Consider the following 20,696-nt stretch of genomic DNA (forward strand, 5'->3'; position numbering starts at 1 on the left):
TTTATTATAAACCACTTTTTGTTAATTCTATTAATTTGGGGGTGTGGTGGGTTGTTTTTTTTTTATCTGCCCGGGGGGGGGGGGGGGGCGGGGGGCCCCCGCCGGCCACCTCATCCGGTGCACCGCCGCCAGGGGAGTCCTGCCGCTCCCCCACCACAGACCGGAAAGACCATGGCTTCCACCACATCCATAGACGCACCCCCGCCAACGCCGGCTCCGCCGGTCAACAGGAAAAAGGGTTCCACCGGCCGCACCGGCGACAAGCTCTTCCTCGGCCTGTCCCGCGGCTCGGGCATCCTGCTCCTGGTGATCATGGCGTCGATCGCCGCGTTCCTCACCTACCGCTCCGTGCTCGCCATCTCGGCGGACGAGGGCAACTTCCTCACCACGTTCGAGTGGAACCCGGCGGGCGACCCGCCGGTGTTCGGCATCGCGGTCCTCCTCTTCGGCACCGTGGTCAGCTCGATCATCGCGATGGCGATCGCCGTGCCGATCGCCGTCGGCATCGCGCTGTTCATCTCGCACTACGCGCCGCGCAGGCTCGCCTCCCCCATCGCCTACGTGGTCGACCTGCTGGCCGCCGTGCCGTCGATCATCTACGGCATCTGGGGCGCGCTCTTCCTGGTCCCCTACCTGGAGGGCCTGAACCTCTGGCTCGACCAGTTCTTCGGGTGGACCTACCTCTTCGAGAAGACCGAGGTCGGCGTCGCCCGCTCGCTGTTCACCGTCGGCATCCTGCTGGCGATCATGATCCTGCCGATCGTGACCAGCGTCAGCCGCGAGGTCTTCCTCCAGGTCCCGAAGATGAACGAGGAGGCCGCCCTCGCACTCGGCGCCACCCGCTGGGAAGTCATCCGCATGTCGGTGCTCCCCTTCGGCCGGTCCGGCGTGATCTCCGCCTCGATGCTCGGCCTCGGCCGCGCGCTCGGCGAGACGATGGCCGTCGCCACGGTCCTGTCGCCGAGCTTCCTGATCTCCCTGCATCTGCTCAACCCGGGCGGAGGCACCTTCGCCCAGAACATCGCGGCGAAGTTCGACGAGGCCAACGAGTTCGGGCGTGACGCCCTGATCGCCTCCGGTCTCGTCCTCTTCATCCTCACCCTGCTGGTCAATGGCGCGGCCCGCCTGATCATCGCCCGCCGCAAGGAGTACTCGGGGGCCAACGCATGAGCCAGACAGCCATACAGGACAGGCCCACCCCGACGCCGCCCGTCCGCAAGGACGGCCTGCGCAGCCGCTCCCTCCCCCGCTTCGCGCCGCTCGGTTTCGCCGCCGTCGCGATCGCGCTCGGTGTCGGCCTCGGCCTCGCCGCCGGCTGGGAGAGCCGCATCCAGTGGGGCCTGATCTCGGCCCTCTTCTTCGTCGTCATCTCGTACGTCGTCACCACGGTCGTCGAGAACAAGCGACAGGCCAAGGACCGACTGGCCACCAGCGTCGTCTGGGTCTGCTTCGTCCTCGCCATCATCCCGCTGTTCTCGCTGATCTGGGTGACCGTCAGCCGCGGCCTGAAGGTGCTCGACGGGTACTTCCTGACCCACTCCATGGCCGGTGTCCCCGGCTTCGAGGCCGGCGGCGGTGTCTACCACGCCATCATCGGCACGCTGGAGCAGGTCGGCATCGCCACCGTGATCTCGGTGCCGATCGGTCTGCTGACCGCGATCTACCTGGTCGAGTACGGCAAGGGCACGCTGGCCAAGGCCGTCACGTTCTTCGTCGACGTCATGACGGGCATCCCGTCGATCGTCGCGGGCCTGTTCCTCCTCTCGATCATGCTGCTGTTCGAACTGCAGCCGTCCGGCCTGATGGGCGCGCTGGCGCTGGCGATCCTCATGGTCCCGGTCGTCGTCCGTTCCACCGAGGAGATGCTCAAGCTCGTCCCGAACGAGCTGCGCGAGGCATCGCTGGCCCTCGGTGTGCCGAAGTACCGCACGATCATCAAGGTCGTCGTCCCGACCGCGCTCGGCGGCATCACCACCGGTGTGATGCTCGCGATCGCGCGTATCGCGGGTGAGACCGCCCCGATCCTGCTGCTGGTCTTCGGCAGCCAGCTCATCAACAGCAATCCCTTCGAAGGCGCCCAGTCCTCTCTCCCCTTCTACATTTGGGAGCAGTACAGGGTGGGCAGCGAGGCGTCGTACGACCGCGCCTGGGCCGCCGCCCTGGTGCTGATCGCCTTCGTCATGATCCTCAACCTGGTGGCCCGCGGCATCGCCCGCTGGAAGGCCCCGAAGTCCGGTCGCTGAAGCGTCCATGAAAGCGAAGTGATCCCCATGGCCAAGCGAATCGACGTCAGCGGCCTCTCTGCCTTCTACGGCTCCCACAAGGCGATCGAGGACATCTCGATGACCGTGGAGCCCCGCTCCGTGACGGCCTTCATCGGCCCGTCCGGCTGCGGCAAGTCCACCTTCCTGCGCACCCTGAACCGTATGCACGAGGTCACCCCCGGCGGCCGCGTCGAGGGCAAGGTGATGCTGGACGACGAGAACCTCTACGGCTCCAGCGTCGACCCGGTCTCCGTACGCCGTACGGTCGGCATGGTCTTCCAGCGTCCGAACCCGTTCCCGACGATGTCCATCTACGACAACGTCGCCGCCGGTCTGCGCCTCAACCGCAACTACAAGAAGAGCGAGCTCAACGCGGTCGTCGAGAAGTCGCTCAAGGGCGCGAACCTCTGGAACGAGGTGAAGGACCGCCTCAACAAGCCGGGTTCCGGCCTCTCCGGCGGTCAGCAGCAGCGTCTGTGCATCGCCCGCGCGATCGCGGTCGAGCCCGACGTCCTGCTGATGGACGAGCCCTGCTCGGCCCTCGACCCGATCTCGACCCTCGCCATCGAGGACCTGATCGGTGAGCTGAAGGAGCGCTTCACGATCGTCATCGTGACGCACAACATGCAGCAGGCGGCGCGGGTCTCGGACCGTACGGCGTTCTTCAACCTCTCGGCGGTCGGCCAGCCCGGAAAGCTGATCGAGATAGACGAGACGGAGCGCATCTTCGCGAACCCGTCGGTGCAGGCGACCGAGGACTACATCTCGGGCCGCTTCGGGTGATCACCGCTCCCGCGGTGATCCCGGGCGGATGGCGCCGGCACCAGCTGCCGGCGCCGGGCCGCCCCGTCGCCCCCTAACACGTCTCGCGGTGCTGCATGGCGGTGCCACCGCAGGACGAAGGGCCCGCCCCCTCTCCCAGGGGGCGGGCCCACATGTCTTTGCGGCTGCTGTCGTACGAGCGGTCTCAGGGGGGCGGCCTCGGGTCGGCCGTGCGGCGCGGCGTCAGCCGAACGCCAGGTACACGATCCCGTAGCTCAGGGCCGCGACCGCCGCGGCGGCCGGCATCGTGATGAACCAGCCCATGATGATGTTCTTCGCGACGCCCCACCGGACCGCGTTGACGCGCTTCGTCGCCCCGACACCCATGATCGCGGACGTGATCACATGCGTCGTCGAGATCGGCGCGTGGAACAGGAACGCCGAACCGAACATGATCGAGGCGCCCGTCGTCTCCGCCGCGAACCCCTGGGGCGGGTCCAGCTCGATGATCTTCCGCCCCAGCGTCCGCATGATGCGCCAGCCGCCCGCGTACGTGCCGAGCGAGAGCATCACCGCGCAGGCGATCTTCACCCAGACCGGGATCGCGTCGCCCTGGTCCTCGACATCGGCGATGACCAGCGCCATCACCACGATGCCCATCGTCTTCTGGGCGTCCTGGAGTCCGTGCCCGAGCGCCATACCGGCCGCCGAGACGGTCTGGGCTATCCGGAAACCGCGCTTGGCCTTGTGCGGGTTGGACTTCCGGAACATCCACATGATCGCGACCATCACCAGATAGCCGCAGACCAGGCCCACGATGGGCGAGACGAACATCGGGATGACGACCTTCTCCAGGACGCCGGACCAGATCACATCCGTGCCGCCGGCGAGTGCCGCGCCCACCATGCCGCCGAACAAGGCGTGCGAGGAGGACGAGGGAAGGCCGAAGTACCAGGTGACGAGGTTCCACACGATCGCGCCGAGCAGCGCGGCGAAGAGGATGCCCATCCCCTTGCTGCCCTGGGGCGTCGCGATGAGCCCTTCGCTGACGGTCTTGGCCACGCCCTGTCCGAGGAACGCGCCCGCGAGGTTCATCACCGCGGCCATCGCCAGCGCCGCGCGCGGTGTCAGGGCGCGAGTGGAGACGGACGTCGCGATGGCGTTCGCGGAGTCGTGGAAGCCGTTGGTGTACGTGAATCCGAGCGCGACACCAATGGTCACGATCAGGGCAAAGGTGTCCACAAGCTTCAGGACTCCTTGACCGCGATGGTCTCGACGGTGTTCGCGACGTGCTCGAAGGCGTCGGCCGCCTCTTCGAGTACGTCCACGATCTGCTTCAGCTTGAGGACCTCGATGGCCTCGTACTTGCCGTTGAAGAGGTGGGCCAGCAGCTTGCGGTGGATCTGGTCGGCCTGGTTCTCGAGGCGGTTGACCTCGATCCAGTACTCGGTGAGGTTGTCCATGGTCCGCAGGTGCGGCATGGCCTCCGCCGTCAGCTCCGCGGCCCGCGCGAGGACCTCGATCTGCTGCTCGACACCCTTCGGGAGCTCCTCGACCTGGTACAGCACGACCAGGTCGACGGCCTCCTCCATGAAGTCCATGATGTCGTCGAGCGAGGACGCGAGCTTGTAGATGTCCTCGCGGTCGAACGGCGTGATGAAGGAGGAGTTCAGCTGGTGGAAGATCGCGTGCGTCGCGTCGTCTCCCGCGTGCTCCGCCGCCCGCATCCGTTCCGCGATCTCGGCCCGGGCGGAGGAGTCCGCCCCGAGCAGTTCCATCAGGAGCTTGGAGCCCGTGACGATGTTGTCCGCGGACGCGGCGAACATGTCGTAGAAGCTCGTCTCCCTGGGGGTCAGACGAAATCGCACGTGGGGTCCTCGGGGTGCATGGGATTCGGTCAGGCTGATGCTAGGCGCATTCATCCGGCCACGGCCAACCGGCTTCCTCAGTTTCGCCCATCGGTAACAGTGATCATCACAGCGCCCCCGGCCCCCTGGCCGGAGCGATTCGGTACCATATACCCATGAGGGGTATGTAACTTCCAGACCTTCCATGTGATGTATCAGGCACAGTTTTCGGACAGGCTCCACCTCGGTACAGCAGACAACCGGAGGACGCGATGACGACCACAGAGGCGGGCGGCCCCCCGGTCACGGACCACGACCGCGGCGTGCACGGCTACCACAAGCAGAAGGACGAGCACCTCAAGCGGCTGCGCCGTATCGAGGGTCAGATCCGCGGCCTCCAGCGCATGGTCGACGAGGACGTCTACTGCATCGACATACTCACGCAGGTCTCCGCCTCCACCAAGGCCCTCCAGTCCTTCGCGCTCCAGCTGCTCGAAGAGCATCTGCGCCACTGCGTCGCGGACGCCGCGGTCAAGGGCGGGGACGAGATCGACGCGAAGGTCGAGGAGGCCACCAAGGCCATCGCGCGTCTGCTGCGCACCTGACCTGCTGCTTTTCCTGATCTGCCAGCCGCATGGCCGGCGCTTTCCCGACCTGCCCCGCATCTGAACGCCGCATACCGACTGCCATGAACCGGGGCCGGCCACGCCGGGCGGGATCAGTCGAGTCGGCCGGACTCGGCCCGCTCGGCCGCCACCTTCAGCACCTCGTCGATACGGTCCGGGCTCAGCCGGTCCTCGTCCGCGGCCGACGCGGCGATGATCAACTCACCGCACAGTTCGATCTCGGCAAGCGCCACGTGGTCCTGGACGGTCGTCGTACTGGGCGGAGCCACGTGCGTTCACCTCTTCCTGCCGGGCGTCGACTTCCTAGCGTAGGGAGTGATGCACACACCGCGCATGGCACGTCCGGACCATTTCGGGGGTGTTTTTCAGCTCTTCCCGGGCTGACCCGAAGGGGCCCCACGGGCCCCGGCGGCGAACGGACACGGACACGGACACGAAGAACATGAACTATGTCCTGATCCTGCCGGCGTAGATGTCCCGCCGGTCGGGGAGAACCATCGTCACGGGAGTGCCGAAGTCGTAGAGCACCGTGGTCGACGTGACCGCGACCGTACCGGTCGCGTTGGCGAAACTGAAGCGGTGACGCACCTTGCGGAGCCGGCCCTCCTCGTCGAGGTAGACGTCGAACGGCACCGTGTCGGTGGCGAACCCTTTCGCCGCAGCCGCCAGCGAGGCCCGCGCCCGCGGTTCGGCGGCCCGCGCCGCCCGCCCGATGTCCGTGCTCCCCCGGTAGTGGTGCACCGTCTCGCCGGCGATGCTCTCGTCCCCGACGTACTCCACGTCCCGTGCGCCTCGCAGCAGTTCGGCCGCGGCCAGCGGGTCCGTCGCCCCGCCGGTGACCAGATTGCCGTCCGCGAGGGTCGTCGTGTCGATCCGCACCCACTTGTCGGCGGGCACACCCGCTCCCCGGTTCTTCATGTAGAGCGCCCCGGGCGCCAGCAGTTCGGTGACCGGGCGGTGCTCGTCCGCACCCGCCGGGTCCTTCGGCAGGACCACCGTCAGCCGGCCCATCCGCCGCCGGAAGTCGTAGCCGCCCTCGCCCTGGATGGTCACCCGCGTCCCGCCGGTCGCCGTCTCCATCGACGTACGCGCCCGGGCGCTGCCGGCCGCGACCAGCGCGTCCGCCGCCGCGCGCACCCGGTCCGTCCCTCCGCCACCGGGCCGGTCGTCGGCGACCGCGCCCGTGCTGCCGGAGCAGCCGCTGGTCGCCATCACACCCGCCACGGCGGCGGCGACCGCCAACGCGCCGCCCCTGCGCCTGTGCTGCTGCACCACCATCGACCGCCAACCCCCAACACCGGAACCGCTGCTTCTACGAGACCTCCACCCGTCCCGCATAACGACGGCCAGGGCCCGTCGTCACGCGACCACCCGGGTTGCCCTCCGCCCCAGTACCGTGGAGAGGTGCCTGCGCAAGACCTCCCGGACAGCGGAGAATCCCCTCATCTCACGACAACCACCGAGCGGGGCTCGTTCGCGACGGCCCGGTGCAGCTGCGGATGGGCCGGACCCGCCCGCCGCTCCCGTGAACGAGCGCGTAACGACGCCGCGTTGCACACCACGGTCGTCACAGCGAGCGACTGAACCGCATGGGCAGGTTCCCGGACCACGTTCCTCCGGAACCCCCACGGCCTCAGCGCCGTCTTGTCTCCCAGGAGGCACCATGGACCGGCGCGCGCTGCTCACCACCACCGCTGTAGCTCTGACCGCGACCGCCTGCAACGGCAGCGCGGGCGGCGGCACACCCACGGCCGAGGCCACCGCCGGCACGGCCGGCCGCACACCCACGTCCCGCGGGTCCACCTCGACGGCCTCCGCGGCCGCGGCCGACTGGACTGCGCTCGCCCGCGGCCTGGACGGACAGCTGGTGCGCCCCGGCGACGCCGCGTACCCCACGGCCCGCCAGCTCTACAACACCCGCTTCGACGCACTGAAGCCCGCGGCCGTCGCGTATGTGTCCGGCGAGGACGACATCGCCGAGTGCCTCGCCTACGCCCGGGCGCACCGCACCCCCGTCTCCATACGCAACGGCGGCCACTCCTACGCCGGTTGGTCCTCCGGCAACGGCCGGCTCGTCATCGACGTCTCGGCCCTGAAGAAGGTCGGCACGGACGGGACCATCGGCGCCGGAGCCAAACTGATCGACGTCTACACCACGCTCGGAAAGACCGGCCGCACCATACCGGCCGGCTCCTGCCCCTCCGTCGGAGTGTCCGGCCTGACCCTCGGCGGCGGCCACGGCGTCACCTCACGTGCGTACGGTCTGACCTGCGACAGCCTCACCTCGGCGAGGATCGTCACGGCCGACGGCCGACGGCTGACCGTCAGCGCGAAGGAGAACGAGGACCTGTTCTGGGCGCTGCGCGGCGCGGGCAACGGCAACTTCGGCGTGGTCACCGAGCTCCGGTTCCGTACGCACCCGGCCCCGCCGACCGTCGTCGGCTATCTCACCTGGCCCTGGTCGAAGGCGGCCGCCGTCCTCTCGGCCTGGCAGCGGTGGGGCCCCGACCAGCCCGACGAGATATGGTCCTCGGCCCATCTGTCGGCCGGCCCCGGCGGGTACTCCCCCACCTTCTCCATCGCCGCCTTCTCCCTCGGCACCGAGGGCGACCTGAAGAACGCCGTCGACCGGCTCGCCGACGCGGCGGGCTCCCCGGCGAGCAACGTCTCCATCCGCCGGCGCGGCCATCTCGACGCCATGCTCGGCTACGCGAACTGCGCCACGCTCAGTCAGGACCAGTGCCATCTGCCCGGCCGCACCCCGGGCCGCTCCCCGCAGGGCGCGCTCCAGCGCGAGACGTACGCGGCGGCGTCCGACTTCTTCGACCGGTCGCTCTCCCCGGCCGGCGTCCAGGCGCTGCTCGCCGCGGCCGAAGGCTTCACCCGCCTCCCGCGGAGCCAGGGCGGGGGCGGCTCCCTCGTGCTGACCGCCCTCGGCGGCGCGGTCAACCGGGTGGACCCGCTGGCGACGGCGTTCGTCCACCGCCGCTCGCGGATGCTCGCGCAGTACATCGCCGCCTGGCGCCCGGGCACACAGGGCGCGGCCCAGCAGGCGTGGCTGAAGAGCACCCACGCCTCCCTGCGCCGTTTCGCGTCCGGGGCGGCATACCAGAACTACGTCGATCCGACGCTGACCGACTGGCGGCGGGCCTACTACGGCCCCGCCGCGGACCGGCTCACCCGGCTGAAGAAGCAGTACGACCCGGGCAGGCTGTTCGACTTCCCGCAGGCGCTGTAGCCCGTACGGGGGCCCCCGAATGGCCGGTACGGTGCCGGGCCTGTGCGCTGGTCACATGAACCGAACCGGACGAATAGCCACGCTCACGGCGACCACGGCGCTCACGCTGGCCCTCCCGTTCGGCGGTGCCGCGTCCGTGGCGTCCGCGGAGCCGGCCGACACGGCCCCCGCCGTCGCCTCCAAGCCGGACGGCCCGCTCGAGAGTTCCCTCGCGGTGCTCGCCACCGGAGCGATAGCCGGCGCCGGCACCATACTGATCGTCCGTCGCCATCACCGGCGCAACCGCGGCGGACGTCGCTGACCCGGCAGGAGCCGGTACGGCCCACGGCCCACAGCCCTGCGGCCCGGTCAGGCAGCCAGGTCGTTCTGGCCCGCGCCCTCGGTCCGCGCGTCGTGGATGCCCAGCGGCTCGGGACGGTCCGGCTGGGCGGGCGCCCGCTTCGAGCGCACGAGCCGTCCTGCGCGGCCGGAGCCCGCGACCGCCGACACCACCGGGGTCAGCAGAGCCAGCGCGAGCGGGGCGAGGAGCAGGGTGACCGCCGTGCCGAGCGCGAAGCCGCCGATGACATCGGTCGGGTAGTGCACGCCCATGTACACGCGGCAGAAACCCTCGGCGAGGGCGAGACCGATCGCGGCCCAGCCGAACTTCCGATGCGCGATGAACAGCCCCGCACCGATCGCCATCGCCATCGTGGCGTGGTCGCTGACGAACGAGTAGTCGGTCTTCCCGGAGACGAGGACCTCGATGCCCTGGTGGTCCAGGAACGGCCGAGGTCTCTCCACGAACCCGCGGATCGGGATGTTGATCAGCAGCGCGATGCCCGCGGCGAGCGGCGCCCACACCAGCGCGACGACGCCCGACACCGAGTCCTCCGCGGTCCCGCGCCGGCGCACGCTCCACCAGCACCAGAGCGCCACGGTCACCATCGCCAGCAGGATGCCCCACTCGCCGACGAACTCCATCACACGGTCGAACCAGTGGGGTGCGTCCTTGGCCAGGCCGTTGATGTCGTAGAGCAGGCTGACATCAGGGCTCGATCCGCCCCTTGACTCCGTCAGGGGGAACCCCATTGCGAGTCCAGCCATCTGCTGCGGCCCCTTGCCTTGTGCCTGCCGCGGCGCACGGGCGCACCGCTTGTACCAACCCCCGTGGTCAGTGTGGTGTCTGCTGCATGGTCAGTGCCGCTGTCACAGTCCAGGGAACGGCACGTTCCCCGGCTACGTTCCACTCTCCACCGAACGATCACCATGACGTTATCGAAGAGAGACACATCGCTGCAGCTCAGGGCCTTTGCCTAACGGAGAGTTCCGGCCAATGACAACGCCCCGTCAGGCCGCCGGAGGCGCCGTGGGGAGTGCTTTTGCGCCATCTTCGGTGACCCTCGTGGCGCCGAAGTAGTCCGGGGTGTCGATCTTGTCGAAGCGGATCACGGCACCGGTGTACGGCGCATTGATCATGTACCCGCCGCCGACGTACAGCCCCACGTGCCGGATGGCGCGCGAATTGGTCAGGTCGTCCGAGAAGAAGACGAGGTCCCCCGGCAGCAGTTCGTCGCGCGACGGGTGCGGTCCGGCGTTGTACTGATCGTTGGCCACTCGCGGCAGCTCGATCTTCACCGTGCGGTAGGCGGCCTGCGTGAGCCCGGAGCAGTCGAAACGTCCGCCCTGCTCAGGGGTGCCGTTGCCGCCCCAGAGGTATTTCGTGCCGAGCCTCTGCTGGGCGAAGTGGATCGCGCCGGCGGCCTGCCGCGACGGCTCGACGCGGCCGGTCGGACGGGCGAAGCTCTTCTCCAGGGTGCGGATGATCTTCACGTAGTTCTGCGTCTCGCGGTACGGCGGCACCCCGCCGTGCTTGATGACCGCGTACGCGCCGGCGTTGTAGGCGGCGAGCATGTTGTCCGTCGCGTCGCCCGGCGCCTTTTTCACATATCCAGCCAACTCGCAGTCGTACGTCGCAGCAGACGGAATCGCGTCGGCCGGATCCCACACATCGCGATCCCCGTCCTTGTCCCCGTCGACGCCGTGCGCCGCCCAGGTGCCGGGGATGAACTGCGCGATGCCCTGTGCGGTGGCCGGGCTCTGCGCCTTCGGGTTCCAGCCGCTCTCCTGGTAGAGCTGGGCGGCGAGCAGCGCGGGATTGATGGCCGGGCAGAGGTTGCCCCACCTCTGCACGAGCGACTGGTAGCGCGCGGGCACGGCCCCCTTGGCCAGGGCGACGGCGCCGTTCCTGCCGTCGATCCCGAGGAGCCCGGAGGCGGCGGAGTACGTACCGACGACGAGCAGACCGACGAACCCCAGGCACACCACGACGGACGCGCCCGCGATCAGCCACGTCTTACGCACCGTCAATCACCCTTCACCCCATGGCAGTAGGCCCCGCGCCAGTGTAGGTGGGCAGGGCCGAGATCGGCGGCCGGAGAAGAGGGCGGGGCGGGAAGCGTACGCAGGATGGCGCGACCGCGACGTCCGCGCCGCGCCACCGGCCTCCGCCCCGCCGCCGAACCCGGCCTACGACTTGCGCGCCACGCCACCGAACATCGCGACCTCTTCCGGCTCCGGCCGGCCCTCCGGGACGTCCACGCGCCAGCGGGAGCAGGAGACCACGCCCGGCGGGAGCAGCTCGAGACCGTCGAAGTAGCCCTCCACCTCCCGCGGGGTGCGCTGGGTGAGGCGCGGGGTACCGTGCTCGTTCCAGAAGGCCACCGCGGCGTCCACGTCCGGCATCGTGGGGCTGGTGATCGTGTGCGACAGCACGAGGTGACTGCCGGACGGCAGCGCGTCCATCAGCCGGCGGACGACCGCGTACGACTCCTCGTGGTCCTCGATGAAGATGACCACGCCCAGCAGCATCAGCGCCACGGGCTGCTTGAAGTCGAGCGTCTCGGAGGCCCGCTCCAGGATGGCGTCGACATCGCGCAGATCCGCGTCGAGGTAGTCCGTACGACCCTGAGGAGTGCTGGTCAGCAGCGCGCGGGCGTGCGCGAGGACGAGCGGGTCGTTGTCCACGTAGACGATCCGCGATTCGGGAGCGACGCCCTGCGCGACCTCATGGGTGTTGTCGGCGCTGGGCAGCCCGGTACCGACGTCGAGGAACTGCCGGATCCCGAGATCCGCCACCAGATGGTGGACGGCCCGCCCCAGAAACTGACGGTCGGCCAGGGCGTAGTCCCCGATGCCGGGGTGAATGCCCCGGATCTGGTCCCCGGCCTCACGGTCCACGGGGTAGTTGTCCTTGCCGCCGAGCCAGTAGTTCCAGATCCTGGCGGTGTGAGGGCGCGAGGTGTCGATCCGGTCGCGTACGTGCTCGTTTTCGGTCACGGGCCACAACATATCCAACTCGCGCCTGCGGGAGGGAGGTTGATGCGCAGATGGGAGACGTTTCTGCACCGGCCGCGGGCCCGTCCGAGGGCTCGGCCCCGAGCACGGTCGCGGGCACCGCTGCGGGGCACGGCTCGGGGCCGGCTTCGGGCCCCGCTGCGGGCACGGCTGCGGGTACGGCTGCGGGCACGGCTGCGGGCACGGCTGCGGGTACGGCTTCGGCGAGGAACCTCCCCGGCCGGCGGACCGTCATATGTCACGGCGGACGCACCCGTTCGCCCGGCACCCGCCACTCGACTGTCCGGAACGCCCCAAAGGTGCCACAACGACAGTCATTGCCCGGAGTCACGCACCGTGATACACAGAGTGACGGTACGGGCTCCTCTCTGTGAACAGGTCGGCACCGCCGCAGGTCAGGGCGGCGGGATCGGTCATACGTGCGGAGATCGGGTAAAGAGACCCGCCAAGTCGGCATACGCGGGCGGTTTCATCAGCGAAGATAGAGCGATGGCCCATGCCGAGGGGCATGGGCAGCGAACAACCCGACAGGGGCGGTGAGTTACACATGATCCTGGCAGCCGAAAAGGGCGACATCACCACCATCATCGGCGGAATCGCCCCGAACTGGGGGCCTTTCGGGAGCCTGGGCAATGAAGCCCGAATCATGATCGAGGTCGTGATGGCGGTGGCCATCCTGCTCTGCCTCGGTATCGCGATCTGGGGCGCCGCGAAGCAGCGCATCGGAGCGACCGCGCTGCGCGACACCTTCAGCGCGGAACAGGGCAAGGGCCTGATCGTCGCCGGCCTGACCGGCGTCTTCATCATCGGGTCACTGGGGACCCTGTTCACCATCGTGTACGGGATGGCCGTCTGACCGACCCGTCGGCCCCTCCTTCCCCTTCCCGCGTGCCCGGCCCACCCAGAGGTTGCGTCTCCCTGATGTCGAGTCACCACACCGCGCCCGCGCGGAAAGCAGCACGGCTACCGTCGTACTACGCGGTTCTGCACCCGGTCGAGGGGAAGTGCGCGACATGAGCCTGGGGGACGACCACGGCTACGGCGGTGACGCGAGCAGCCGGGTGGACGACGGCTTCCGCGGTACGGGCCAGACCCGTACGCGCCTGCCCGGCACCGACACGGACGTCTACGGCGGCGCCCGCCGCCCGGTCCGCAACTCCCGCTCGCTCATCACGGTGGTGGGCGTCGTGGTGCTGCTGATCGCGGCGATCGCCTTCGCCAACCAGGGGGGCGGCGGCGACGAGGACCGCGCCGGAGAATCCCCGAAGGGCCCGGAATCGGCCCCGACGGCGGCGACGGGCGTGAAGCCTGTACAGGGCAAGGTGGGGGGAATCCCGACGGGGTACGCCAGAGACGAACAGGGTGCGCAGAGCGCGGCGTCGAACTACGCCGTGGCACTCGGGTCCGAGGGGATGTTCAACAAGGACCACCGTCGGGTCATCGTCCAGACGATCGCCGACACCGGAACGTCCGGCAAGCTCCTGGCCGGCTTCGACGCCGACTACTCACCCGAGTTCCTCGCCCAGGTCGGCCTCGAGCCCGACGGCACCGCGCCCGACGGCTCGACGTTCGTCAATCGCACCGTTCCCGCAGGCGCCAAGGTCAAGGCCTACTCCCCCGACGCGGCCGACGTCGACGTCTGGTGCATGGGTCTGTTCGGACTGACGGGCGAGAAGTCGACCAGGCCCGTGACCAGCGGCTGGTTCACCCTGAGCGTCAAGCTGAAGTGGAACGGGTCCGACTGGAAGGTCATCGAGACCGCCCAGAAGACGGGGCCCACACCGGTCACCGGGGACAACCCCGTGTCCGGATCCGACGACATCGCCAACGCGGTGAAGGAATTCGGAGGGTTCACGTATGCCCGTTAGCCCTTCCACTCGTGCCCGTTCCGTCCTGACCGTCGCCGCAACCCTGCACGCGGCGGCGTTCGCATTCGCCGCCCGGGCGACCGCAGCGCCCACCCCGCCGCCCACGCCGACGCGGACGAGCGACCCCTGCGGGCTCATCGCGGGGCCCGCACGGGACTACTGCGACAACGGGGACTCGGCCGGAGGCGCCGCCCGCAGCACCCCCCAGGACCCCACCGACGCCCTCGACCCCCTCTCCTCCCTCGCCCGCGGATGCGCCGACGCCGCCGTCTGGACCGTCGACACCCTCTCCAAGGCCGTGAAGTCCACCGCCACCGTCGACTTCACCAACACCGCCTTCCTCTCCCAGTACGCCGTCGTCTTCGCCGCCGCCACCATCCTCACGCTCCTCCTGTGGCTCCTCGCCGTCGCCAAGCGGGCCATCCGGGGTGTGCCGCTGATGACCGCCATCTCCGAAGCCATCGGCTTCCTCTGGCTCACGGTCCTCGCCTCCGCCTTCACCCCGCTGATCCTCTACACCCTCGTCTCCGCCACCGACGGCGTCACCGAGGTGATCGCGGGCGGTACCAGCGGGCAGACCGACATGTTCTTCGGGAACTTCTCCGCCGCCCTCAAGAAGGGCACCGACATCGGAGGCGGACCGATCATGCTGATCGTCGTCTCCCTCGTCACCGTGCTGGCCGCGGGAATCCTCTACCTCGAGCTGTTCATCCGCGCCGTCCTCCTCTACGTTGGCGCCCTCCTCGGCGTCGTCGTCTACGCGGGACTCGTCGACAAGAACATGTGGGGCCACGTACGCCGCTGGGCCGGCATCATGATCGCGATCATCCTGATCAAGCCGGTCATCGTGATCGTCCTCGGTCTCGCCGGTGCCCTCTCCGCCGATCAGGGCCCCGACTCCTTCTCCGCCGTCGTCTCCGGACTCGCGATCATCCTGCTCGCGATCTTCGCCTCGGCGATGATCTACCGTTTCGTTCCGGGCTTCGGCGACGAGATCGTCGCCTCCCGCAACAACCGCTTCCAGGGCGGCGCGGAGAACGCCGCCGCCGCCGTCATCAGCTCCCCCGCCGCCCTCGTGTCCCAGGGCATCAAGACCCACAGCGCCCGCGGCAACCCCGGCGGCGACAACAGCGGCGGAGGCGGGGCACCGCGGCCCTCCAACCCCATGAGCGGCGGCGTCGCCGCCCACAGCAGCCGCACCTCCGGGGGCGGCGGCGGAACTGTCCCCTCCGCCGCACCCCCGCCCCGCAGCGCCCGACCCAGTAGCAGTCCCACCAGCGGCACCCCGCACAGCAACCGCAAGAGCACAGGAGGTGGAGGGCGTTGACGACCCAGTCCCATCCCATCGCGCCCCGCCGTACGTATCTGATCGGCCGGGCCCGGCCGAACGCGATCGTCGGCAAGAACCGCGAGACCGGCGAGATCGCCCTGATCATCGCCGGCGCGTTCCTCGGCATGATGTGCGGACTGCTCGTCCCCGTTCTGTCCGTGCGCATCGTTCTGCTGATGGGCTTCCCGCTGCTGGCGCTCGCCGCGGTCTACGTGCCGTACAAGCACCGCACGTTCTACAAGTGGTTCGAGGTCAACCGCAGCTTCAAGCGCACCCTGCGCAACGGCACCGTCTACCGCTCCACCGCCGTCGAAGCCGGCACCCGTCTCGACGGCCGTGAGGTGGAGGTCGGCCCGCCCCCGGGCATCGGCCGGATCAACTGGCTCGCCGCGCCCTTCGGACCCGACGAGATCGCCGTACTGCTGCACGCCGACCGCCGTACCGTCACCGCCGCCATCGAGATCGAGGGCCCCGGCGTCGGACTGCGCGACAGCGAGGACCAAGAGGCCCTCGTCGACCGCTTCGGCACACTGCTCAAGCATGTGGCCAACGGAGACGGCTTTGTGACGCGCCTTCAGATGCTGGCCCGTACGCTCCCCGCCGACCCCGACGCCCACGCCAAGGACGTCGCCCAGCGCGGCGACCAGAAGACCCCCGGCTGGCTGCGCGACTCCTACGACCAGCTCCAGTCGATGGTGTCCACGTCCAGCGAGCAGCACCGCGCCTATCTCGTCGCCTGCATGCACTACACGCGGGAACTGGCCGCCGAGGCCCACGCCATGGCGCGTGCCACCCGCCACGCCTCCGGCGCCAAGTCCCGCAAGCTCGACAAGGACGCGGGCCTCGCGGTCGTCATGGCGCGCGAACTCACCGACATCTGCGCCCGCCTCGCCGAGGCCGACATCCGCGTCCGCCAGCCGCTCGGCCAGGGCCGGCTCGCCTCCCTCGTGCACTCGATGTACGACCCGGACCACCCCATCGACCACATCCAGGCCATGACGAAGCGGAACGCCTGGCCGGCCGAGCTCGATGCCATGCAGCCCACCTTCCTCCAGGCCAAGACCCGCGAGTCCTCCACCCGCGCGCCCTGGTGCCACTCCACCGCGTGGGTGAAGGAGTGGCCGATGACCCCTGTCGGCGTCAACTTCCTGGCGCCGCTGCTCGTCCACACCCCCGACGTGATCCGCACGGTCGCGGTCACCATGGATCTGGAACCCACCGAGGTCGCCATCGAGCGGATGCTCACCGAGAAGACGAACGACGAGGCAGACGCCAGCAGGGCCGCCAAGATGAACCGCACGGTCGACCCGCGCGACATCGCCGCACACGGCCGACTCGACCAGCGGGGTGAAGATCTCGCCAGCGGTGCGGCAGGGGTCAACCTGGTCGGGTACATCACTGTGTCGTCGCGTTCGCCCGAGGCCCTGGCCAGAGACAAGCGGACGATCAGGGCCTCGGCCGGCAAGTCGTATCTCAAGCTGGAGTGGTGCGACCGCGAGCACCACCGGGCCTTTGTGAACACCTTGCCGTTCGCGACCGGCATCCGCCGATAGGGGCCCGAGTGATGCGAGATCCGCTGTCCGTCCTCACCGATGCCTTCACCTCCTTCCTGTTCGGGAAGGTGGAGACGACCCGCCTGCCAGTCCGTACCTCCACAGGGCAGGCGCAGGCCGTCTATCTGCCGACCGCGGCGCCGGGCCTCGGCGACTCCGGCGTGATCATCGGCCGTGAGGTCTACAGCGGCAAGGGCTACATCTACGACCCCTTCCAGCTCTACGGCCAGCAGCTCCCCGCCCCGCACTGGCTGGTCCTCGGCGAGTCCGGCAACGGCAAGTCCGCGCTGGAGAAGACCTACGTCCTGCGCCAGCTCCGCTTCCGAGACCGGCAGGTCGTCGTCCTCGACGCCCAGGGCGAGGACGGCGTCGGCGAATGGAACCTCGTCGCGCAGGAGCTGGGTATAACTCCCATCCGGCTCGACCCGATGACGGCGCTCGACGGCGGCATCCGCCTCAACCCGCTGGACCCCGCGATCACCTCCACGGGCCAGCTGGCGCTGCTGCGCACGATCATCGAGGTCGCGATGGGCCACGGCCTGGACGAGCGCTCCGGCTTCGCGCTCAAGGTCGCCCACGCCTATGTGAACGAGTCCATCACCGACCGCCAGCCCGTACTGACCGACATCGTCGACCAGTTGCGTCACCCGGAGGCGGAGTCGGCGGAAGCGATGAACGTCGACATAGACGATGTACGGGCCTGGGGCCTGGATGTCGCGCTGGTACTGGACCGGCTGGTCGACGGTGACCTGCGCGGCATGTTCGACGGCCCGACGACCGTCGGCATCGACCTCGACGCGCCGCTGATCGTCTTCGACCTCTCCCACATCGACCGCAACTCCATCGCCATGCCGATCCTGATGGCGATCGTGGGCGTGTGGCTGGAACACACCTGGATCCGCCCGGACCGCAAGAAGCGCATCTTCCTGGTGGAAGAGGCCTGGCACATCATCAACAGCCCGTTCGTGGCGCAGCTGTTCCAGCGGCTGCTCAAGTTCGGCCGGCGGCTCGGTCTGTCGTTCGTGGCGGTGGTCCACCACCTCTCGGACGTCGTCGACGGCGCGGCCGCGCGGGAAGCGGCGGCCATTCTCAAGATGGCCTCCACCAGAACGATCTACGCCCAGAAGGCGGACGAGGCGAGAGCCACGGGCCGGGTCCTGGGCCTGCCACGCTGGGCGGTCGAGATCATCCCGACGCTGACCCCGGGTATCGCCGTCTGGGACGTCAACGGCAACGTCCAGGTGGTCAAGCACCTGGTGACCGAGGCCGAGCGACCACTCGTCTTCACCGACCGCGCCATGACGGAGTCCTCGGGCCCCGCACTGCCGGAGGACGTACAGGCCGCGGAGTGGGAGGCGGAGGAGCGTGCGGCGCTGATCGAACGGCAGCAGCAGCTCGACGAGTCCGAGTCGACGGTGGCATGACATGCACGACGACCGCCAGGTCCGCCGCCGGCGGGACGAGAACGAACGGGGCATCCCCGACGGCATGCTGCTGGCCCTGCTGGGCTTCCTCCTCGGCCTGACCATCCTGGTCTGGACGGCGACGGGCCTGGCGGGCGTGCTGTCCCACGGCGCCTGGCCGCAGGGTGTCACCTACCAGAACACCCCGCTGGCGATGCGCTCCCTGGCCTCGGCGCCGCACGACCTCGCCGCGGCCTGGCCGTCGACGCCCGCGGCGGAACTGTCGGGCTACGGCCTGTTCTGGGGCCTGGCGATCGGCGAACTGATGGTGCTGATCGTTCTGACGATCTTCGCGCTGGGTACGACGGCCCGCTGGCGCGCGGTCCGGGCAGACCGCCGGGAAGCCGTCCGCGCCGCCCGACGGGAAGAAGCACGCGACGAACAGGTACGCGGCGACCGGACCGGCGGCAGCCAGGCCGCGGGCGGCACCGTCGGCGGCAGCCCGGCTGTGGGCGGGACCGGCGGCGGCAGCCCGGCCATGGGCGCGCAGGAGTCCTTTCCCCGCGAACCGCACCCGGTGAGCCCCGGTCCGTACGCCGAGCCCGCAGGCCCCGCACACCTTTCCGCCGACGCGCCGACAGCCGTGGTCCCCCGCCTTCCGTTGGAGCAGACGGCCGGCGCACGGCCCGCCGACACCGCACCCCTTGCGGCACCCGACCCCGGCGTCCTACCGGCCCCTGTCCCGCCGCCCCGCACCGCCGCCCCTCGTCTTCTCTACGGCGACCCCGCCACGCGCCGGCCCGCCACGCTCCAGGCCGTCCTCGACGCCGCCGGGCCCGCCCTCGTCGTCACATCCGACCCCACCGTGTGGGCCGAGACCAAGGACGCCCGGGCCAAGCTGGGGCCCGTGCTCGTCTACGACCCGGGTCATCTCTGCGACACCCCCGCCCGGCTCCACTGGTCGCCCACCACCGGTTGCGAGAACGCCGACACGGCCGCCGCGCGCTCCATCGCCCTCCTCACGCCCGTACGCCCGCGGGCCCTCCTCGACGCCGCCATGGCCGACACCGCGGAGACACTGCTGCGCTGCTGGCTGCACGCGGCCGCGGTGGACGGGCGCCCGTTCAAACAGGTCCACCGCTGGGCCCAGGGCGGCGGAGCCCAGGAGGCCGTACGCGTGCTCCGCACGCACCCCAAGGCCACCTCCGGTCTCGCCGGTCTCCTGGAGTCCGCGCTCACCGCTCACCCCGAACGGCGGGAGATCGCCCAGCAGTTGGTCGCCCGCGCCCTCTCGGCCCTCTCCTCGATCCACATCCGCGAGGCATGCACTCCCAACCGAACCGATGCCCTCGCCTTGGAATCTTTCGCCAATGAATCGGGAACGCTCTATCTGGTGGGTGAACCGATCGAGGATCCCCGCACCCACCCCGGAGCGATGCCCTTGCTGACGGCATTGGCGTCAGACGTGGTCGAGCACGGCCGCCGCATGGCCGCACGGTCATCCGACGGTCGGCTCGACCCACCAATGACGCTCGTCCTCGACGACGTCGCCGCCGTGGCCCCGCTCCCCCGTCTTCCGGAGCTGCTGACCACCGGTCAGGCGCAGGGACTGCCCACCCTGGTGCTGCTCCGCTCGGCCGAACAGGCCCGCGCCCGCTGGCCCGAGCCGCTCCCGCAGTAGCCGGCCGTCTCCGGACTACCGCAGGACCTCGTACTCCACCTCGCGGGCCGTCTCCTCGCCCGGCACCGGCACGGTGTCCCCGCTCGGCACGAACCCGATCCGCCGGTAGAACGCCGCCGCCCGCGCGTTGTCCTCGTGCACATAGAGCCGTACGCGCTTCACGGGCGGTGCCGACAGTTCCCACGACCAGTCGATCGCGGCCCGGAACAACGCCTCCGCCACCCCGGTGCCGCGGACCTCGGGCCGGACGAACACCGCCACCAGATGCGTCTGGTCGGACTCCGCCACCTCCCCGAACCGAACCTCACCCGCAGGCCGCTCCACCAGCGCGGTGATGGTCCCGACCCACCGCCCGTCCGGCGCCTCCGCGATGAACTGCCGCGAGGTGACCCCCTCGGCCGCATGAGCCGCACGGTCCTGCCAGAAGCTGTCGGGCCGCTGGACGGCATGCTCGTACGACTCCAGGAAGGCGAGGTGAGCGACCGGGTCCTGCAGTGCCGCGAGCCGGATCTCCTTGGCCCTGTCCCACTCCTCGGCGAGTACGGGGCGAATCACATGGTCCATACATCGCATCCTCCGCGTGAGTCGGACGGACCCGCAACACGGTTTTGCGCACACCATCGCCGTCGGCGTCCGGTCCTGAACGCAAAAATGCCTCAACCCCCGGACATGGTCCGGGGGTTGAGGCTAAAAATTGTTCGGCGGCGTCCTACTCTCCCACAGGGTCCCCCCTGCAGTACCATCGGCGCTGAAAGGCTTAGCTTCCGGGTTCGGAATGTAACCGGGCG

At 69.6% G+C, this 20,696-nt stretch carries 20 protein-coding genes and 1 rRNA gene; 12 read left to right on the forward strand and 9 right to left on the reverse strand.

The genetic code is table 11. The annotated features are described in order from the left end of the window. Nucleotides 1-171 precede the first annotated feature (171 nt). From pstC to pstB, 3 genes are read left to right on the forward strand one after another with little or no spacing between them, the layout of a single operon-like run. Nucleotides 172-1,170 carry a phosphate ABC transporter permease subunit PstC gene (gene pstC, locus ACFWU3_RS08350; RefSeq protein WP_384432999.1) on the forward strand — a complete coding sequence of 333 codons (999 nt, stop codon included), beginning with the start codon at nt 172-174 and terminating at the stop codon, nt 1,168-1,170. Next, the gene (gene pstA, locus ACFWU3_RS08355; protein WP_384433002.1) at nt 1,167-2,243 is read left to right on the forward strand and encodes a phosphate ABC transporter permease PstA; all 1,077 of its coding nucleotides are present in this window, start codon (nt 1,167-1,169) and stop codon (nt 2,241-2,243) included. The genes pstC and pstA overlap by 4 nt, the downstream gene beginning before the upstream one ends. Before the next feature lie 27 nt (nt 2,244-2,270). Further along, nucleotides 2,271-3,047, forward strand: coding sequence for a phosphate ABC transporter ATP-binding protein PstB (pstB, locus tag ACFWU3_RS08360; RefSeq protein WP_384433005.1), 777 nt, complete (start codon nt 2,271-2,273; stop codon nt 3,045-3,047). A gap of 222 nt (nt 3,048-3,269) precedes the next feature. Here the strand turns inward: pstB and ACFWU3_RS08365 are convergent, their stop codons facing one another. Both ACFWU3_RS08365 and ACFWU3_RS08370 read right to left on the reverse strand, forming a co-directional pair. After that, entirely contained in the window at nt 3,270-4,268 is a 999-nt protein-coding gene (locus tag ACFWU3_RS08365) for an anion permease (RefSeq protein ID WP_384433008.1), read from the reverse strand. A 5-nt stretch (nt 4,269-4,273) separates the two neighbouring features. Beyond that, the gene (locus tag ACFWU3_RS08370; protein ID WP_313945515.1) at nt 4,274-4,894 is read right to left on the reverse strand and encodes a DUF47 family protein; all 621 of its coding nucleotides are present in this window, start codon (nt 4,892-4,894) and stop codon (nt 4,274-4,276) included. Between the two features lie 251 nt (nt 4,895-5,145). Here ACFWU3_RS08370 and ACFWU3_RS08375 point away from each other — a divergent pair, with 251 nt between their 5' ends. Then, a complete protein-coding gene (locus ACFWU3_RS08375; protein WP_313945514.1) occupies nt 5,146-5,478 on the forward strand; it encodes a metal-sensitive transcriptional regulator in 333 nt (110 codons plus the stop codon). Nucleotides 5,479-5,591: 113 nt separating this feature from the next. Here the strand turns inward: ACFWU3_RS08375 and ACFWU3_RS08380 are convergent, their stop codons facing one another. Together ACFWU3_RS08380 and ACFWU3_RS08385 are read right to left on the reverse strand one after the other, a co-directional pair. Beyond that, nucleotides 5,592-5,768, reverse strand: coding sequence for a hypothetical protein (locus ACFWU3_RS08380; RefSeq protein ID WP_384433012.1), 177 nt, complete (start codon nt 5,766-5,768; stop codon nt 5,592-5,594). Between the two features lie 178 nt (nt 5,769-5,946). Then, nucleotides 5,947-6,777, reverse strand: a complete 831-nt coding sequence (locus ACFWU3_RS08385) for a hypothetical protein (protein ID WP_384433015.1) — start codon at nt 6,775-6,777, stop codon at nt 5,947-5,949. 385 nt (nt 6,778-7,162) lie between these two features. Between ACFWU3_RS08385 and ACFWU3_RS08390 the strand changes: the two genes are divergently transcribed. Together ACFWU3_RS08390 and ACFWU3_RS08395 are read left to right on the forward strand one after the other, a co-directional pair. Beyond that, a complete protein-coding gene (locus ACFWU3_RS08390; protein ID WP_384433018.1) occupies nt 7,163-8,737 on the forward strand; it encodes an FAD-binding oxidoreductase in 1,575 nt (524 codons plus the stop codon). A 55-nt stretch (nt 8,738-8,792) separates the two neighbouring features. Next, nucleotides 8,793-9,038, forward strand: coding sequence for a hypothetical protein (locus ACFWU3_RS08395; protein WP_384433021.1), 246 nt, complete (start codon nt 8,793-8,795; stop codon nt 9,036-9,038). A 47-nt stretch (nt 9,039-9,085) separates the two neighbouring features. On the opposite strand, the gene ACFWU3_RS08400 is transcribed toward ACFWU3_RS08395, so the two are convergent. The 3 genes from ACFWU3_RS08400 to ACFWU3_RS08410 form a co-directional block, all read right to left on the reverse strand. Beyond that, nucleotides 9,086-9,823: a phosphatase PAP2 family protein gene (locus ACFWU3_RS08400; RefSeq protein ID WP_384433024.1), complete on the reverse strand. Its 738-nt coding sequence runs from the start codon at nt 9,821-9,823 to the stop codon at nt 9,086-9,088. Nucleotides 9,824-10,066: 243 nt separating this feature from the next. After that, nucleotides 10,067-11,080 carry an NlpC/P60 family protein gene (locus ACFWU3_RS08405; RefSeq protein WP_384433027.1) on the reverse strand — a complete coding sequence of 338 codons (1,014 nt, stop codon included), beginning with the start codon at nt 11,078-11,080 and terminating at the stop codon, nt 10,067-10,069. 165 nt (nt 11,081-11,245) lie between these two features. Further along, a complete protein-coding gene (locus ACFWU3_RS08410) occupies nt 11,246-12,067 on the reverse strand; it encodes an SAM-dependent methyltransferase (RefSeq protein ID WP_328861064.1) in 822 nt (273 codons plus the stop codon). A 553-nt stretch (nt 12,068-12,620) separates the two neighbouring features. On the opposite strand from ACFWU3_RS08410, the gene ACFWU3_RS08415 reads away from it, so the two are divergent. The 6 genes from ACFWU3_RS08415 to ACFWU3_RS08440 all read left to right on the forward strand — a co-directional run bounded on the left by ACFWU3_RS08415 (nt 12,621) and on the right by ACFWU3_RS08440 (nt 19,908). Continuing rightward, nucleotides 12,621-12,929, forward strand: a complete 309-nt coding sequence (locus tag ACFWU3_RS08415; RefSeq protein ID WP_313945505.1) for a hypothetical protein — start codon at nt 12,621-12,623, stop codon at nt 12,927-12,929. A gap of 157 nt (nt 12,930-13,086) precedes the next feature. Beyond that, nucleotides 13,087-13,941 carry a hypothetical protein gene (locus ACFWU3_RS08420; protein WP_384433031.1) on the forward strand — a complete coding sequence of 285 codons (855 nt, stop codon included), beginning with the start codon at nt 13,087-13,089 and terminating at the stop codon, nt 13,939-13,941. After that, nucleotides 13,931-15,268 carry a hypothetical protein gene (locus ACFWU3_RS08425; protein ID WP_384433034.1) on the forward strand — a complete coding sequence of 446 codons (1,338 nt, stop codon included), beginning with the start codon at nt 13,931-13,933 and terminating at the stop codon, nt 15,266-15,268. Before ACFWU3_RS08420 ends, ACFWU3_RS08425 begins: the two co-directional genes overlap by 11 nt. After that, nucleotides 15,265-16,824 (forward strand): SCO6880 family protein, encoded by a 1,560-nt coding sequence (locus tag ACFWU3_RS08430; RefSeq protein WP_313945502.1) that lies wholly within the window; start codon nt 15,265-15,267, stop codon nt 16,822-16,824. The genes ACFWU3_RS08425 and ACFWU3_RS08430 overlap by 4 nt, the downstream gene beginning before the upstream one ends. A gap of 11 nt (nt 16,825-16,835) precedes the next feature. Beyond that, the gene (locus ACFWU3_RS08435) at nt 16,836-18,248 is read left to right on the forward strand and encodes an ATP-binding protein (RefSeq protein ID WP_327682721.1); all 1,413 of its coding nucleotides are present in this window, start codon (nt 16,836-16,838) and stop codon (nt 18,246-18,248) included. A 1-nt stretch (nt 18,249) separates the two neighbouring features. After that, complete coding sequence (locus tag ACFWU3_RS08440; protein WP_384433039.1) at nt 18,250-19,908, forward strand: type VI secretion protein; 1,659 nt, start codon at nt 18,250-18,252, stop codon at nt 19,906-19,908. Nucleotides 19,909-19,923: 15 nt separating this feature from the next. Here ACFWU3_RS08440 and ACFWU3_RS08445 read toward each other — a convergent pair whose 3' ends face one another. Together ACFWU3_RS08445 and rrf are read right to left on the reverse strand one after the other, a co-directional pair. Next, a complete protein-coding gene (locus ACFWU3_RS08445; protein WP_384433042.1) occupies nt 19,924-20,472 on the reverse strand; it encodes a GNAT family N-acetyltransferase in 549 nt (182 codons plus the stop codon). A gap of 132 nt (nt 20,473-20,604) precedes the next feature. Further along, nucleotides 20,605-20,696: ribosomal RNA gene (gene rrf / locus ACFWU3_RS08450) — 5S ribosomal RNA — on the reverse strand; the annotation flags it as partial.

Source organism: Streptomyces sp. NPDC058685, assembly GCF_042714725.1.
Classification (GTDB): Bacteria; Actinomycetota; Actinomycetes; order Streptomycetales; family Streptomycetaceae; genus Streptomyces.